17 protein-coding genes are annotated in these 16,284 nt (G+C 58.5%); all 17 read right to left on the reverse strand.

Going from position 1 to position 16,284, the window contains the following annotated elements; translation table 11 throughout:
* Window positions 1-24: 24 nt before the first annotated feature.
* A complete protein-coding gene (locus A7J50_RS18725) occupies window positions 25-2,256 on the reverse strand; it encodes an SGNH/GDSL hydrolase family protein (protein WP_064453154.1) in 2,232 nt (743 codons plus the stop codon).
* Between the two features lie 56 nt (window positions 2,257-2,312).
* Entirely contained in the window at window positions 2,313-5,324 is a 3,012-nt protein-coding gene (locus A7J50_RS18730; RefSeq protein WP_064453155.1) for a host specificity factor TipJ family phage tail protein, read from the reverse strand.
* Window positions 5,321-5,701: a hypothetical protein gene (locus A7J50_RS18735; RefSeq protein WP_064453156.1), complete on the reverse strand. Its 381-nt coding sequence runs from the start codon at window positions 5,699-5,701 to the stop codon at window positions 5,321-5,323. Before A7J50_RS18735 ends, A7J50_RS18730 begins: the two co-directional genes overlap by 4 nt.
* A complete protein-coding gene (locus tag A7J50_RS18740) occupies window positions 5,701-6,183 on the reverse strand; it encodes a DUF1833 family protein (RefSeq protein WP_064453157.1) in 483 nt (160 codons plus the stop codon). Before A7J50_RS18740 ends, A7J50_RS18735 begins: the two co-directional genes overlap by 1 nt.
* A complete protein-coding gene (locus tag A7J50_RS18745; RefSeq protein WP_064453158.1) occupies window positions 6,180-6,632 on the reverse strand; it encodes a hypothetical protein in 453 nt (150 codons plus the stop codon). The genes A7J50_RS18740 and A7J50_RS18745 overlap by 4 nt, the downstream gene beginning before the upstream one ends.
* Entirely contained in the window at window positions 6,629-9,829 is a 3,201-nt protein-coding gene (locus A7J50_RS18750) for a phage tail length tape measure family protein (RefSeq protein ID WP_064453159.1), read from the reverse strand. The genes A7J50_RS18745 and A7J50_RS18750 overlap by 4 nt, the downstream gene beginning before the upstream one ends.
* 35 nt (window positions 9,830-9,864) lie before the next feature.
* On the reverse strand, window positions 9,865-10,104 hold the full coding sequence (locus A7J50_RS18755) for a hypothetical protein (RefSeq protein WP_047711305.1): 240 nt from the start codon (window positions 10,102-10,104) through the stop codon (window positions 9,865-9,867).
* 71 nt (window positions 10,105-10,175) lie between these two features.
* Window positions 10,176-10,589 (reverse strand): hypothetical protein, encoded by a 414-nt coding sequence (locus A7J50_RS18760; RefSeq protein ID WP_064453160.1) that lies wholly within the window; start codon window positions 10,587-10,589, stop codon window positions 10,176-10,178.
* A gap of 78 nt (window positions 10,590-10,667) precedes the next feature.
* Entirely contained in the window at window positions 10,668-11,831 is a 1,164-nt protein-coding gene (locus tag A7J50_RS18765) for a phage tail tube protein (RefSeq protein WP_064453161.1), read from the reverse strand.
* Between the two features lie 65 nt (window positions 11,832-11,896).
* Window positions 11,897-12,292 (reverse strand): phage tail terminator-like protein, encoded by a 396-nt coding sequence (locus A7J50_RS18770; protein ID WP_064453162.1) that lies wholly within the window; start codon window positions 12,290-12,292, stop codon window positions 11,897-11,899.
* Window positions 12,289-12,864 carry a hypothetical protein gene (locus A7J50_RS18775; protein WP_064453163.1) on the reverse strand — a complete coding sequence of 192 codons (576 nt, stop codon included), beginning with the start codon at window positions 12,862-12,864 and terminating at the stop codon, window positions 12,289-12,291. The genes A7J50_RS18770 and A7J50_RS18775 overlap by 4 nt, the downstream gene beginning before the upstream one ends.
* Window positions 12,864-13,223, reverse strand: a complete 360-nt coding sequence (locus A7J50_RS18780) for a hypothetical protein (RefSeq protein WP_064453164.1) — start codon at window positions 13,221-13,223, stop codon at window positions 12,864-12,866. Before A7J50_RS18780 ends, A7J50_RS18775 begins: the two co-directional genes overlap by 1 nt.
* Before the next feature lie 3 nt (window positions 13,224-13,226).
* Window positions 13,227-13,619, reverse strand: a complete 393-nt coding sequence (locus A7J50_RS18785; RefSeq protein ID WP_064453165.1) for a DnaT-like ssDNA-binding protein — start codon at window positions 13,617-13,619, stop codon at window positions 13,227-13,229.
* Window positions 13,620-13,659: 40 nt separating this feature from the next.
* Entirely contained in the window at window positions 13,660-14,235 is a 576-nt protein-coding gene (locus A7J50_RS18790) for a hypothetical protein (protein WP_064453166.1), read from the reverse strand.
* Between the two features lie 49 nt (window positions 14,236-14,284).
* The gene (locus A7J50_RS18795) at window positions 14,285-15,253 is read right to left on the reverse strand and encodes a major capsid protein (RefSeq protein WP_064453167.1); all 969 of its coding nucleotides are present in this window, start codon (window positions 15,251-15,253) and stop codon (window positions 14,285-14,287) included.
* Between the two features lie 11 nt (window positions 15,254-15,264).
* Entirely contained in the window at window positions 15,265-15,975 is a 711-nt protein-coding gene (locus A7J50_RS18800) for a hypothetical protein (protein ID WP_064453168.1), read from the reverse strand.
* Between the two features lie 69 nt (window positions 15,976-16,044).
* On the reverse strand, window positions 16,045-16,263 hold the full coding sequence (locus A7J50_RS18805) for a hypothetical protein (protein ID WP_064453169.1): 219 nt from the start codon (window positions 16,261-16,263) through the stop codon (window positions 16,045-16,047).
* Window positions 16,264-16,284: the final 21 nt, after the last annotated feature.

The raw sequence follows: 16,284 nt of genomic DNA on the forward strand, positions 1-16,284 counted from the left end.
TTCTGCCAATGCGCCAGGGCACGCCTAGACGATGCGGATAGCCGTTACCGTCAAGGTGTTGGCATACACGCCGGCCGAGTTTTTTGTGAATTGCGCGCTCACGTTGACTTGCCAAAGGCCTACGGTGAACGGCACCACAGCCTGAAGGAACGAAGTGGGGCCAGACGACGATAGAATCTCACACGTGACGTTTCGGTCGGTTAGCACGTTCACAAACGCGCTGTCTTGCTTGCTCGCGGTAGCGCCACTGGACGTGACAAGTGGGTAAGTCGCCGCGCCCACACCAGTACCCTCAATCTGAGTGCGCAGAGTGGTACCCGCAGCATCAAAAACCTGGGTAGTGCCCGTCACCGTAAACGGCACGATTACCGAAGACAGTTTGGGGTACACAGTTTTCATGTGGTGCGTGAGCGGGAAGTAACCAGCCGCCATAATCACGGTATTGCCCAACTTGGTAAAGTGGTTATTACCGTTGCCGCCCAGGCTGTTTTGGTTCGTGGCAAAGTCATTTACGCCATAAATATCAACATCGTTAAGTTGCTGGCGACCCACGACGTAGTTGTTGCCCAGGTGCGCCGAGAAACCGTACACCGCCCCGAACCCGCCGACCACGGTAACCGCGTGCTTACCCTGCATGACGTTGCCGTAGTTCCAAACGGTAATCCGCTCAATACCGTTGACGAAAACCCGGTGCAAGGCGCCCCGCACGTCTACGCGCAGCTTGATAGCTGTTCCGTTCGGGATAGCCGCGTACGAGTAGGACCCAATCATGGTGCCCGCCCAATAGAGGGAGACCGCCGTGGCGCTGGCAAATGCCGAGTACCGGTTTTGCCCGCCGCCGTCATTGGTACCGAGGTCCCGGTACAAAAGCCCTACGGTGGTGGCGGACCAGTTGGTCGCAGTGAAAAAAGCCTCCAGGTTACAGTCCTGGCTCAAGGTGTTACGGGTGGCGGTACCTTGGCCCTCGAGTGCGCCGGGCGTTACCGTGCTTAGTGCCAGGGTGGTACCCGGGTCCAAGGTCCAATTGGTTGGGAACCCCGCGAACGCATCGTCACGAACGTAGAACGGGTTATCCACGTCGACCGCAAAACGACGCACGTTATGCAGGCGGTTAAAGTCCAGCAACGTCAGGTTACGCTGGCGGGCAATGGAGCGCGCGACGTTCGCGGCCTTCTGTACCGCCTCGCCATAGATAGAGACCGTGGCAGGGCGAGCAGCAGCACCCCAGGCAATGCTCGGCGGCTTGGCCCAGCTCTCCATGTAGTCAATCGCTTGCTTGCTGTACGCGGCGAGTTCAAGACTGGTCCAGCCCACGTCATTAGCGCCGAACGGGTTGCACACCAGGTCGGGTGCCCAGTCCTTAAGGTGGTCAATCCAGGACTTGCCGGCCACTGACCCGCCGGGCCATTGACCGGTAAGCGCGTCACCTGGCGGACGATAGAAACCCACGAACGGGTCGGCAGGCGGTGCCATTCCTTTGTAGTTCGGGTTGGAAAAGGACGGAATGCCGAGACCCGCGATACTGAAATTGGCAAACACGAAAGTAACGCGCGGGTTCTCCTCGCGCAGGCGGCGCATGATGATCGCTGCCGAGCTGTTGTCGTACAGGCTGTCCGCGTCACCCTGGGTAATGGAGTCGCCCACGAAGGCCACGCGTACGGTGCCGGAGCGGATAGCCGCGTCCAGGGTCTTTGTGTTGCCCAGGTTCGGTAGGAGGTCAAGGTCTGAGAACGTGCGCTGCTCTTTATCAATGCCTGGCGCGTTCAGTTCCTTGAGACGGTTGCCCACTGTTCCTGTCGAATATGCTTGCGCCTCGTCAAACCCAACCTTTCCTGAGCCCGGCGCAGCCGCAAGATCTTGACGCAGGGAGCTATCACCGGCAAGCATCCACTTTGCTGAGTCAGCCGGAAAGGTAGTCGTGACGAAAGGCAGCGCCTCAGCTTTAGGCCGGTATGCCTGGCCGTTATAAAGCACAGTCTGCGTGCTGCGCGTGATGCTGATACCTGGGGCGTAGTTCACCGGCACTTCAAAGCTGATGTTTTGCAGAAACGCCTGGAAGTCATTGGTTCGCTGCAACTGCGCGGCCATAAAATCGGCAGTCATGCCAGCCCACGTCTTCAGGGTCTTTCCCAGGCGCCCGAGCCAGGTAAGGTCTGAGCTGTTGACCAGCTTGTCGATGATCTGCGCGTTGTCTTTGAGGTCGCGCGGATCTGTCGAGCCGTTTGGTTCTACAGGGTTTCCGGTGTTAAAGGCCATGGTTTTCCCCGAGGCAAAAAAAGCCCGCTCAATGGCGGGCCTTGGAAGGGTTTTATTTAAGCTGTTGCGGGTGGGTAGTTGTCGTCGTCCGCGTAAAACACCGGGGAATACTCGGTCGCGGTGACGGCGCAGGACCCGTCCTGGTTCGGGGTTATCTCGGTGATCATTGCCGGGTAGCCGACTTGCTCGCTTGGGCCAAACAGGAACCTTGCAGGTTCAATGCTCAGGTCGGTGACGATATCAAAGTCGATTGCCGTGAGCGGCACCAGTACCTGGTGAAAGCCTGCATTCTTTGGCTCAAACAGGCTTGTTACTGTGCCGTCGTGTCGCCGGATGACTGCGCGCGGGGCTTTCATCGACCAATCCATCTCTTCGCTAAGCGTGAGCAGGTACTGGCCTTCAAACGCTTCCACATCGGTGATGAGCGCGCTGCTGGTTGTGTTCGGGATGTCATCGGCCAGTGTGATGTGGTCGATATCGTCAAACACCAAAGCATCCATCTCGGTATCGACGCTGTAGCCCCAGCGCGAGAACTGATACTTGCGTAACTGCCTCATGCCAATGCGCCAGGCGCGGGTTTTGTCGGAAACCCCGTCCAGCTGGATTTTGTCCACTTTGAGCCCAAGGCTTCCGTCCAGACGGCATTGCACGGTTTCCTTGCGGTTGGTGTATTGGTCAATGTATTCAACGTCTACCCCGTCGAAGTCGTCGGGGCTCGGCGCCGTGAAGCTGGCCTGTAGTTCGCTGGTCATTTCGTGCGGGGTGATAACCCCGCGCGGTGGCTGTACGCCTTCGCGTTTGACGCTGAGCAACCCATTGCCGCTGGAAAGGTGTGACATGCCTGCCGTGAAAATGCCCTGCAGGACCTCTCGGACCGCCGTGGGCTTTTCGTGCGACATATCGTAGAGCTCGCTGCGCGGCGTCCAGTAGTCCTGGTCAACTGCATTCAGCGCATCCATGTCGATGAGTGACTCATCAATCCCCAGCCCCTTACAAACGTGCAGGGCCGCGCCCTTGATGGAGCGCGCCGGTGCGTTATCGTAGATTCGAGTCGGCACACAGTTAATCTGCCGCTCCGACTGAGCACTGAGGCGGTCGCCGCCACGGATATCCATGGTGATGACTGTGATGCCCTCATAGAAGCCCGGGTCAGGAAGCAGCGTGCGGAGGCCATACCACTGAATCGCGTCACGCACCTGGCCACCCTCTACCGGCTGAACACGCCTCATCTGAAACTCAGGACGCAGCGGGTAAGGGAAAACGATTCCGTGGGTGAATCCGATCTGGTCAGGGGTCGCATCGGTGTAAGTTTGGGTGATAGTTGTCCACGCCCCACCTACAGCCGAATCCCTCCAGCGCACCTCAATCGACTTTGTGAGCGTCTTGATGTTGCCGGATTTGCTGTAGTTGCAAAGGCCTTGGCTGAAGAAGACGTCATATTCAGCCTTGGTCGCCAGTTCGTATTCTGGGCATCCCATGAACGAACCAATCCAGTTGCTCGCACCACCACTGCCAGACATGGAGAAGTCGAGAAGGGTTCTTGCTGTGAATCCGCCCCAGGCATTATCGACCGTGCCGGTATCAGTGATTCGCTTAACCGTTGCCGTCAGCCCGGAAACCGAGACGATTTGATATCTGTAGCCGCGGTAAGCAATGGAAAGCCTTTGCTGGCCGGCAGCAATACCGGAGAACGGCGTTCCATCATCGAAGCTGAGCGTGACGCTTGCGAGTTGCTCCGGGGTGCCGCCTGTAGAGGCAGTGCCGACGGTATAGGTCGGCCCCGAACCAAAGATTGGCACCGGTGCGCTGGTCTGCGAGATTGTCCCACCCTTGTAGGGGCTCAGCGGCTCAATCAGGCGGATACGGCCAGAGCTATCTTGTGCCACAAGCCCAGTTCCCGACAACTGAGACGTTATCGTCGATACAAGGCCGCTCATGTTCACGTAGTTGGTATTGAGGGATACGGTCTTGGTAACCCCCTGGAACGTCACAGACCAGACCACCGCGCCCGACGTGAAGTCGTAGGCGGTCGGTGAGGCGCTACCGGTAACCATTGATGGCGAACCGCCGATACCTGGAACCGGGGCGACGTAAGGCAGCACACTGGCCACCGTCAAATCAATCTCCGAATCACTGCCCAGCGTCACCTTCATGCCAACGAACGGCGCAAAGTCAGACAGGGCGCCGGAAATTCGACTGTACGAACCTGCCACTGTAACCATGAAGGTGTCTGGCGTAACCAGCTGTACCACGGTGCCAGTTGCCCAGGCCTCCGGGAATTTCGGGCTGTTTCCCAGCAGTGATACAGAGCTGCCGCTGATCAGCATGGAATCTGCCAAGGCCGCGGATTCCGAAGGCGCGGTACTGGAGAGATCGAGCCCGGCGGTGCCAGCATTCGTGCCGCCAACCTCTGTGACCGGATACCAGTTTCTTGCGCGCGAATCAGCTACAAGGGAAGCTCCAGGCTCATAAATCGTGTAGTTCAGATCAGAACCAAAAGCCGCGAAGGGCGTGTCCCCGACTTTAAACGAGCTTGGAGGTATGGCGAGCCGGCCCCTGCCAACGGAGACGGCAAGGGTGGTGACCATCTTCCTTTTGTTTACGAACCGCGATACAGGTGGCACCAGCAGGTCTGGATAGACCTTTGCCATGCCCAATACCTCACGAATAGGCGAGTTGAGCTTTGCGTGGTTGCCTGTTGCCGTAGCGGCATCAAGATTGTCGCCCTGTTGCTGATTGGCATTGGCAGCCTTGGGCATCGTTAGGATCATGACAATCGAAATTGCAGCCAAGGCAATTGCAATGTACCCGATCGCCCCACCGAAAAGACCCACCACGGGGAATATCCTAACTGCGCTACTTTCGTTGATATCCGTTTCGCCCCAGAAACTTGAATCAATGGCTATACCATCAACCTCAATGCAAATTGGATGATGCTCGCTCAGGCTGAAATCCTGAACATTGGCATAAAGCCATTCCGTAATGGTCGTTGGCTCATTGATCTGGTGGACTTCAAGCGGCAGACAATCTGGAAACAGCTTAGGGGAGGATGGATAAATATTGATCACTTGTAATACTCCACCCGCACGAAGCGGCGCTTGAGCCTGTGCAAAGGCAGGCAGATTGTGCGTTGCTTTTGGGTGATCTCCATTGCCTCAAGTGAGGCGCCACAGCGAACCACAACGCCGACGTGGCGCATCTCGCTACCCTGGTAGAGCGCGATCAACGCGCCCTCTTCAGGCTCGCACGGCGTGAGCGTTGGGAACCACTTGCCGGCCACCTCGACCATTGAGCCGTCGCCGGCGCGGATGTCCGCCCACTCCGGCCAATCCGGCAGGCCGAGGTCGCGACGGACCTCCAAGACCAGCCCATAGCAGTCAACAAACGGCCACACTCTCCCGCCCTCGAGGTACCGGCCCGCGAGGTATTTGTTGTGATCGATCATTATTGGTACCGCATGCCAGGGGCGAAGTCGCCGGTGTAGTTATAGCGAAGCCAGAGGGTTTCGAGCAGGTTGAAGTAGCCCGCCACGATCTGAGCTTCGGTCGCAGTGACTGAGCCGCTTTTCACCTTGTAGCGCAGGATCTTGGATGGATAGGACAGGTCGGTGCTGATGTACTCCCTGTACACCAGGTTGATCTCACGGCGCTCCCTGAGGGCTGCACGTAGGAAGCCAGAGACGCTACCGTCAATGTTGCACAGCGCGAATTTCAAATCTTGCTTTCCATCACTTCCGCGCTTTGGCAAAGCTACCGATATGCTGCAAGCGATAAAGCGGGCCAGCAATCCGGATTCGAGGCCAACCTCCAAGTCTTCATAACCGTTGGTTAGGAAATGTCGAACAGAGCCGTCGGTAATCTCCAATGTCGGGTGGATAATTTCCGTACCGCCGCTCGAATAAAGCCGATTGAGTAGTGGGCTTGTCATGATGGCCAGTCCTTGTTTACAGCCAGGTCGATGATGTTCATTGCGAGCAGGTATTCAGGCGCATAGATCGCCCAACCACCGGCGAGCACAGGGCGCTCCCACAACTGCAAAGTCGCTGTGAAAACAAAGCGATCCACGCCGAACAGTTCAGGCCCCTCGTAAATATCCTTGAAATGGGCCTTGTAAGGCAGGAGCCCCTGAGGCGTCCTGAGCTCTACCTCAAACCATTCAGAGCCAGAGATCAGGACTTCTTCAAACCACGACTCAAAATACTGAGCCTCAAGGTCACTCATGTTCCAGGTGACTTTCGCCTCAGTGGGTACCGAGGAATATTTCCTTCGGTACCGCGTGCGCCCGGTCTGCATGGCCGTCGACTTGAGCGGGCTGACAGGACTGAACCCGTAACCGTCTCGCAACGGATACGGCAGCCCAACTGGATATTGGATCATCGTGCAGCCCTTCCCATGCCAAGCATCTGCTGAATGGCCTTGGCCTCTTTGCCGTTTTCACGGATATTCGCGACGAAGTAGTCAGTGATCCATTTACCGTCGACCTGGCTCGACTGGCTCTGGCCGGCCTTGCTGGCGTCCTCGATCACGTTGACGACTGGAGCCGCGCCCACCATCGGCCGACTTGCATCAGGCCCTGTTCCTTTCGCGCCAGGGCGAATTGGCGAGACGTTGCCTTTACGTAGCGCCTCAACCGTGGCGACACCGCCAGCCTTGCGGATATCCGCCTGACTCCACACAACCTCGCCTTTGTGCGCGGGGCCGGCATATTCATTTACTCCACCTGCGCCGGTATACCCGCCCCCAGAGAAGCCAATTCCAGCGATGTTCGCCACGTTGGCAGCAGTGGCCACCCCCACGGCAGCGGCTGCTGCGAAGTTGAACGGTGGCGGGAATGCGGACAGAGCCTTCTGCACGGCCAGATAGCCGTCCATAGTGGCCTGAATGATTGCCGCCGCCTTGCCGATTGCTGCGAGCTTCTTGTTGCCGGACTGACTGAGGCTGGCCATGTTGCCGAAGAAATCGGAAGCGCCCACCAGCAATGCCTGGTTCTTGGCTTCTTCGATCTTCTGGCGGTTTTGAGTGGCCTGCTGGTCGATGTTCGCCACGCGCGCAGCGTAGGTCTCTTCGTTGATCGCCTTCAGATCCAGGTAGGCAGCCTGCTTTTCAAGCTCGGTCGCGCGCCATGTCTCCAGTTTTTTCGCCGCTTCATCGAGCCGGTCAATCTCACTAACCGGCCCGCCGACAGACGCGTCGAGGCCCGGGGCCGTTGGCGCCTGAGTAACGCCCTCAACAGTCCCTGGCTTTTGCGCCGCTTTCAGGTTTATGTCGCGGATCTTGATCATCGTCTCAAGCCGTTTTGCGGCTTCGACGTTGCCCTGGCGCTCGTATTCGGCCATTTGCGCAGCGTCATCCAAGGACGACTTTAGGCTGTTTGCTTCACGTAGCTGTCCGGTGAGAGTCAGCAACTGCACCTGGTCCTTCTGCGCCTGCTGGATGCCTTTGCTGATTTCCGCTTCACGCTCGAGTGCAACGTTTTTCTTGAGCTGGGCGGTGATCAGGTCCTGACTGGCCAGTAGCGACTTCTGATCGGCAGTGAGCGTCTTCTTGCCTTTTATGTCAGCGAGTTGCTGCTCCCACTTGATCAATGCCTGCGCTTGGGCACCTACTTTCTCCGTAGCGATGCCTTGGGCGTTCAGAGAAGAGTTCTGCTGGATCAGCACGGCCTGGGTCTGACGCGCCGCGTCCAGCGCCTTCATGCCGGCGTCTTCGGTGTATGCCTTGGCTTTTGGATCTTTCGGCTGTGACTTATCGAATTTCGCCTGAATATTGGCGACTTCTTTGTCGATATCAGCCTGGGACTTACCGGCCTCAAGGCCAAGCTTTTTGGTCTCCTTGATGTCATCCTCAAGCTTCGCCTGGTCAAACAAATTTTTCTTGTGAAGATCATCCCACTTGCTTAGCGCTGCAATCCTTGATTGCTCAGCTTGACCAGCAACGCCGTCAGCCGTAGCAGACTGTTGCGATACCGCCATCCTTTCTTTAATCAGGGCGAGTTTCTTCTCAAGCGCTTCAGTCGAGTCCGTGTCCTTGATGCCCAGAGCCGAGTCAAATGCCGTGCTTGCCTTTCCCAGACCCGTAGAGAGCGATCCGAGGATTCCGCCATCCTTGCGAGTCTTGAGTACTCGCTCAATGAGGTCTGCTTCTTTCTGGAGGTCCGGAAAAAGTTCAGACTTCACCTTGCTGTATGCGTTGCTTATCGCGGTTCCGATCGCAATCCAGTCTCTCTGGACCTGAGAAAGAGATTCTCTATACTTTTCAAGCCTATGCTGGGCATTCTCATTCAGGGAGGAGCTCAGAACATCCAGTGCTTCCTGCTTCTTACCCTGACGATCAAGCGCAGCAATCACTTCGTATTGAGCGCTGGTTAATAGCCCATACTGGGAACTGATTTTCTCGGCCGCTTTTGTAGCGCTGTCTCCAACACTTGCAAGATCCTTGGCTACTTCTGCCGCGCCCTTTCCGGTGTAAGCAGAAATGGCAGAAGCGGCCTGCGCCAGATCAACAAACTGGGCCTTGCTCAGCTTGCTGCTTCCTGCAAGCGAGATCACCGCATCGTTTGCCGAAGAGATGCTTCCGCTTAAAGCTGCTGCAGATTTAGCGATAGACGCAAGCGACGATACCGTTTGGCCTGAGTTTGCAGTCCCCGAGAAGAGAGCTTGGTTGAACGCGTTTGCCTGCTTCTCTGCGTCGTAAAATGCCAAGCCAAGACCCGTAAGGGCGGCAGCACCCAGCGCGATGGGGTTCAGTACGGCTGACGCCATTCCTCCAAGCATTTTCAAGGCATTGCCGGTACCGCCAGCGCTCACACTGATCTGCTGGAAATTTCGAGTAACTCCGGCCCAATCACCCGATTTGAGTGCGTTCAGTAGCTGCGCAACGTCTCGCTGCGAGCCCTTTGTTGCAGTGCTGAAATTATTCAATGCTGAGGCGTTGTCGCCAATGATCGAAGAGAAACGTTTGTATCCGGCCTCGTCGAGATCGCCCTTCTTGAATGCTGCCGCCAGTTGCTTCTGCTGATTGATTAGATCGAGTTGCTTGGCTCGAACAGGGTCTAGTTTTGCAAGGAGCTTTTCTAGCTCTTCGGAATACGTGCCGGTCGCGGACGCAGTCTTTTTAACTGAGTCAGCCTGTTTGGCATTCGACCCCACATTGGCGTCCGACTCTTCGCGTAGGCGCTTTGCCAGATCCGCAAGGCTCTTTGCTTTGCCAGCGGCGGCATCAAACGAACCGGAAGCCTTAACAGTGCTGGTGGACAGCGAATTCAGGTAGGTGCTGGCGTCGAGAGACGACTTGGCTATCGCCTCTATTCGTGCACGGGCTTCTGCGTACGATTCCCCCGCCTTCTTGCTTGACGCGCCAGCCTTGTTGGAGCTTTCAGACAAGTCATCAACTGAACCGACAGCCTTGGAGGAGCTCTTACCGACGTCATCAATACCAGACGCGGCCTTCTTCATGGAGTTCTGCGTGGGGATACCAGCAGACTCGAGTGCTTCGAGCGCCTTGTGGACGTCTGCGGCCTTCTGCTCAGCGTCGCGGCTGTCGATCTCAAGGACCAGGCGTGAAGTTTGAGTCATGTTGCCTCCGGGCAAAATTGCCGCAGGGCGGCGGTTCAGTCGTCTTCTTCGCTCAGGCAAATCACATCCAGCGCAAACATCACCTCATCCACTTCCCGGCGATCCAGGGGGGATGGGTGAGCGTCGAGCCAGTCGGATATCTCGCGGGCAGACAGCGGGAGCGGGAAGGCTCCCACCATGGTTGTGATAAAGCGGCGGCCCCGGCAGACGCCGAAGAACGTGGCGAGCAGGTGCTTGGTGATGGGGTCGGTCGGCGGCTCTTCGGGAATTTCCATGCGCAGACGCTCATAGATGGCCCGGCGCTTGTCGGCCTGACCGCCCCACTCCCTTTCCCACTCGAACCGGGTTACTGCTTTTCCACGGTTTCAGCCAGTTCCGCGTCGGCCTCGATCGAGGACTTGCTGGACTCGCGCAGTACGAACAGGAAAAAGTCGATGTTTGTCACCATCAGTTCTTCGCATACCGCCGAATCGAACTTAAGAGGGTTGCCCTGATCGTCCTGAACACCGTCCCAGTCCTTTACGACGAACTGGGCCAGCAATGCGCAGTGGCTATCGTGTTCGGTTTTTTCTCCATCGAATACGCCGACATCGCCTTGGTCAAAGCTGGCGTCATTGCGCTGGATGCGCCGGCGCACACGCTCAAGGGCAATCAGGTATTCCGGGTTATCGATGCCGACCAGCTGAATCTTGGTTTCTTCGTCGAACTTGGCCCAGCGCAGATTGGTGACTGGGGCCTTCTTGCTCAGTTTGAGAGCCATGCTAAATCCTCAACGCCGCGCCATAAAAAAGGCCGCCCAGGCAGGCGTTAGAGCCTGGGCAGCCAAAGGGGAATCGTGTTACGCGGTGACCGTGATGGTCGCGGTGCTGGTCTTGGTGCCGTCGGCAACACTGGTGGCGGTGATGACGGAGGTGCCAGCGGCAACGCCAGTGACCAGGCCAGAACTGTTGACGGTGGCAACCGAAGGGGTCGCGCTGGTCCAGGTCACAGCCTGATTTGCGCCAGCCGGTGCGACGGTCGCCGTCAGTTGGCGGGTTGCCGCTACAGCGATCGAGGCCGTGCCCGGCGCGACAGTCACGCCAGTAACAGCGGTCGGCGATGCCAGTCGGGTGATGGTCGGGCTGATCTTGGCGACGGTGTAGTTCAGCGTCACTTCAATCAGGTCGCGCTTGCCGCCACTTGGCAGTTCGCCATCCACTTCCACCGCTGGGAAGTTGAAGGTGTACTTGTTACCGAGGGCGTCGGTGATCGGGAACACCACGGAGATTGGCAGACGGGTGAAAGTCTTCTTCCAGATCTCCCAGGCACGCTTGGACCATGCCAGGGTGATGGTGCCGGTGATGGCGGCTTCGGTAGCGATCTGCGCGCCCGGGCCGAGCTTGGTGTTGCCGATGCAGCGCTGGGCCTGGAGGCTGTTGTCCAGGCTGATGGTCATGGCCGATACGCAGGCCACGCCTTCGAGTGACTCGCCGTCTATCGAGATGGTGCCGACGTTGTTGTTCGACAGGAACGGCGTGGTGGTCGGTGCATTGGGCGACACCACAATCGGCGTGTCGCTGTCGGCGTAATCCAGGCAGGCCATATTGAAGGTGGCGGTCACCTTGCCGTCGGAGGGAATGTCGAGGGCAAAGGTGGATACATGAGCGCCCTTGAACACGCTGTACACGCCGACGTCGCTGTAGCCCTTGGCGATGCTGAAGGTGTTGCGCGTATCGCCCACAGACAGCACGTTGCCGGTCCAGGTGCTGTAAAAAGCGGCCTCAAGCAGCTGATCGAACGAGCCGAACGAGAATTCTGCAGTCAGGTCTCCGCCGATATCGGTGCTGGTGGCCACCGAACCCTGGCTGATACGGGAATCAGTGATCTCGTCACTGACTGCGGTGTTGACGGTTGGGGTCAGCGCGTTGCCGGTCAGGCGCAGCGTGTCCCAGGTGCCGGTGGGGGTAACGCCAGGCGTCACCTCCTTGATGATGTGCGAAACAACTTTTGCGCCGGAACTCATGGGTGAGTCTCCTATCTGCGGGCATAAAAAAACCCGCTCAAGGCGGGTGGATGGTGTTGCCTGGCTCAGCCGGCGCGGAACCGGATGTTCACGTTGATCTGGTAGAAGCCTTCGAACTCACCGGCGACGACCTGGCTGGCCTCCATGCATTCGAGGTCGCCGGACATCCAGTAGGCGAAGTGCGCTTCGAGCGCGTCGGCCAGTTCGTTGATGGCCTTTGTGCCGGTGTTCAGCCGGGCAAAGCATTGGATGCTGACTTGGCCCGGCTTGCGCGTATAAGGCTTGTCGGCCATGCCGGCCATGAAGGCCGTGGCGTACTGCGCGTTGAAGCGGCACCACAGGCCGGTGGCCGGCGGGGTGAATACGGTGGGCTGGTTGGGGTAATCAATCCGCGCTTGGTCAACTCCGGTGAAGGCGACCATCTGCGCCGTGAGCGCCGCCCTGATTTGCTCGTAGGTCATTTGTAGGCCTCGGATACGCCAATAAAGGCCAGGTCGTACACGCCGTCGGGCGCCTGTGTGGAGTGGCCAAGTTCGAGCATCTCACCGTATGGACTGTTGGTCTGGATGTAGATGACCGGGAACTTGCCGGACGCATTGATCTGCGACACGCCGTCAGAGATGGTCGCGGAGCCCGATGGGTCAACACGATCAATGACCGACAGATCTGGCGCGCCGATGGAAACCATGTGGCTGCCCCGGAACGTGCCGCCGATGTAGCCCTTGCCTGCCGCCTTGGCGTCGACGTAGAAGTTTTCCTTGCGCTCTCGCTGGGTCAGCTTCTTGAACTTCTTGCTCCCGGTGTTGCTGGCATTGCGTGCGTCGACATTCGCGTCGTATGCATCCGCCAGGGCCACATTCTTCGTCTTCAGCGCAATGTTGGCTTTCCACAGCGCAGGGTTCCCCACCGGCGAACGGGTTACGACTTCGGTGAGCATGGCAATCGCGATGACGCGGGCCATCTGTGTAATGTCCTCCCCCGCCTGGTCGGCAAAGTCGGTGAGGCTATGGCTCCAACCGGCTTTACCTGTCATCAGACTTTCCTCAGCTGGATCTCGTAGTGGGCGATCGCCGGGTCAGTCTGCACGTTGATCACGTCGAATCCGTTGATCTTGTGGCCGATGTCCGGCGCACCGCCGATTGTTTCGTTAGTCAGCGCGATCAGCAGTTGGTCGGTAGCGCGGATGTTCACGCCGTCCACCCTGTCCATCTTGAATGCGTCGAACACGCCTCGGCCGGTGTAGGCAATGACCACTGGCGGGCCAGCAGCCTCTGTAACAGGGTCCCACGTGCCGGGCAACGTCACGCCCCCGGAGAACGGCTGCACAGCATCAGCCAGGTCAGTGTCGAAGGCCTCGGCCAAATCCTTCTGGATGTCTTCGCGAAGGCCCACGGCTCACCCCCTGTCTACGCGGAAAGAAAACGGACTGGAGCGCCACGGCTGCAACAGGCCCAAGGCGAACTGCACCCCGTCGGGCAGCGATGTGGATTTGCTGCTGTCGATCGAGGCGAACGTCCTGCTGGTAGAAACCGAACCGGCCTTGACGGTCTTGGCCTCAAGAGACCCTTCGGTCTGCTGCTGATACAGCTTGCCCTGCGAAGCGACCACCGCCAGTTCGGCGCCGGCCTGCTTCACCTCTTCAGGGATAGCGTTCATGTCGACGCCAACGAGGTTCAGCGAGGTCAGATAGGCATTCGCCTGCAACACTGCGCGGGCTTTCTTGTCATCTGGCGCCCAGTCGGTGCCAAGGATGGCGTCAACGTCCGCCACAGAGATGTAGGTAGCCATCTGGCCTCCGCTTGAATGAGTGGGGCCGGAGCCCCGGGTGTTACACCTTCGGCAGCTCGTCGACCTGCTTTTGCAGCGACTCTTTCGAGGCGTTGGCGCGGTAGGTAACATTGGCAGCGTCAAGCTTGGCCTTCAGGTCGGCAATTTCCTTCGCCTCGGCGTCTGCCTGACCGGCCTTATCAGTCTGGGCCAGCAGGTCGTCTATCCGCTTTTGCAGCGACTTCACCTTCTCGACCTCGCCGTCACGCTCGTTGCGCAGACTCTGCACGCCAGCATTGACTGCTTCGAACACCTGAAACAGGCGATCAGCGACTGGTCCAAGATCGCCTTCGGGGCGCACCAGCGCCTGATCAGCGAATGACTCGACGATCAGGCCGACAGATTCGAGCTCAGCACGGAAGGCATCGATATTGACGATGGAACTGCCACCATCGATCAGCAGCACCTTCGGAAACTCCTTGACCGTCACTTCAGGCACATCGTCGGCAGCATCTTCGCGGCTTTCGGTAGCGTTCGCGTCGATGATGCGCAAGCCTGCTTCTTTAGCCAGCGCCTTGATGTCCTCGGAGTACCGATGAAACGGACCAGGCAAATACCAGATGTTCTTGTTACTCATGATCGTGTCCTCGCCAAGCCGGGCGCTGGGCCCGACTCAGTTGTCAGGGTTACTTGGAGGCATCACCGATCAGAGCCACACCGGCGGTGTGCTTGATGCTGGTGGCGGTCTTATCCCAGTTCGAGCCGGTCGCCAGTTCGGCGTCGGTTGGTGACTTGCCGCCGGTGGTGGTGTCCCAGGTGTAGCCCTTAAGGCCCAGGCCGAAGGTGTAGTCGGTTTGGAGCGTGGTTTCGATACGCTCCTTGCCGTTGGTGGTCTGGACGTTGCTGATGATGTCGCGGCCGTCGTGGACCAGCGCAGCGCCTTGCACCAGGGACAGGATGATTTCCTTGTTCGGGGTGCCGGCCTGCATCAGCGCTGGGGCATCCGTCACAACGGAGATCTTGCCGAGGATATCCACCACGCGGACGTTGCCCGCCTGGAACAGCTGCTGCTGGTTCGCCAGGTTCTGGCCGACCAACTTGTGGTAGCTGGTGCCCTGCATCACCTGGGTTACAAGGTTCTGGCTTGCGTCGCCGAACTTCGCGTGGGCATTGTTCAGGCCGGCGTAGGTGATGCCAGCGGTAGCCGACACATCGTTGACGGCAGCAGCCTGGGCAGTGATAGCGGCGACCAAGGCGGCGATCGCGGTGTTCAGCTGGTCCTTCAGCAGGATTTCAGCGAACGCGCGGCTGGCGACTTCGATGCCTTGGGCGGTTGGTCGCTCCAGCCAGGTCATCTGCGACGGCTCGTAGCGGATCGGGCCAAAGCCGCCGGCGACCTTCACCGAAGTGTTCTTCAGCTCGGTCAGGTCGGTTGCAGCCACGGCGGCGTTTGCGCTGTAGCGATCTACGCGGCGCTGGGCAGCGGCCAGTGTCTGGAAGAACGACTCTTGAAGGAAGTCACCAGTGAAGCCGTCCGGAGACAGCACGATCGCGCCGCGGCTGGCGGCGTTGAAAGCGGCGAGATACTGATCCAGCGTCTCGAGAGTCGCCGGCATGATGTATTCGTTGAAAACCTGCATTTGCGACAGGGACATGAGTTATTTCCTTACGATTGTGGGAGATCTGGGAACCGGCTTGCGATTGCAGCCGTCCGTTCCTCTTTGGTGCCGCCGATTTTTCCTTTTGCGGCCCCGCCGCCCTTACCAGCACCGCCGGCCCCGCCGCCCGATGCCTTACTGCCAGCGATCAGCGGGCCGAAGGCCGGATCGTTGGTGAATTCTGCTTTCAACTCGTCCAGCGTTGCTGCCGAGAGCTTGCCGGAGGCATCCAGCACGACGACAGTTGGCTTGCCGTCTCGCTGCTCAACGCTCAGCCGGCGTTCGATATGAGGGAGCAATGCCTTGGCGCTGCCAGGGATCGCCAGAGTAGTGGCGATATCGGTAGCGGTACGGCCTACGGTCAGATCCCGGATCTGGCCCTGCAGGGCGCTATTCGTGCTTTCCAACTGACCCGACAGCTCAGCCTCACGGCGGGCGTACTTCTCGGACCAGGACTTCTCCAGTTCCTCGACGTTGCCGGACTTGCGGGCCAGCTCTTCGCGCTCCAGCCGCGCAGCCTCTTCCGCCTCGCGCGCCTTCTTCTCGGCTGCCTTCTTCTCGCCGAGCAGTTCGTCAACCTTGGCTTTAAGACCGGTCACGTCTTCTTGTGCTGGCAAGCCCTCAATGTTCAGGACGTACTTGCCGCCCTTCTCCACGTACATGGCTTGAGTGGCTTCGTCGACGCCTTCGAGGCTGTCCAGTTGGAATTTCAAGGTCATTGCTGTCTCCCAGAGACTTGGTGCAGGCCCTGCCTGCGGGCGTAAAAAAACCGGCTCATGGCCGGTTGTTTATTTGCTGCTGAGCTGCTTCAGTTGCAGCTCGCAAAGTTGTTTTAGGTGGCGCTGCAGGATCATGAGCGACATTCCATCAGCTTCCTTTGCCGCCTGCGCTGCGTTGGTGATCGCAGACTCAAGAGGGTCTAAGCCGAAACCTGGCAGAAGAACCTGCTGGTTTTCGCGTGAACCGGTAAATCCACCATCTACGAAGCAATTCGATCTATCGCACATGCGCGCTCACTTGCCATTCAG

This window comes from Pseudomonas antarctica (genome assembly GCF_001647715.1).
GTDB lineage: Bacteria > Pseudomonadota > Gammaproteobacteria > Pseudomonadales > Pseudomonadaceae > Aquipseudomonas > Aquipseudomonas antarctica_A.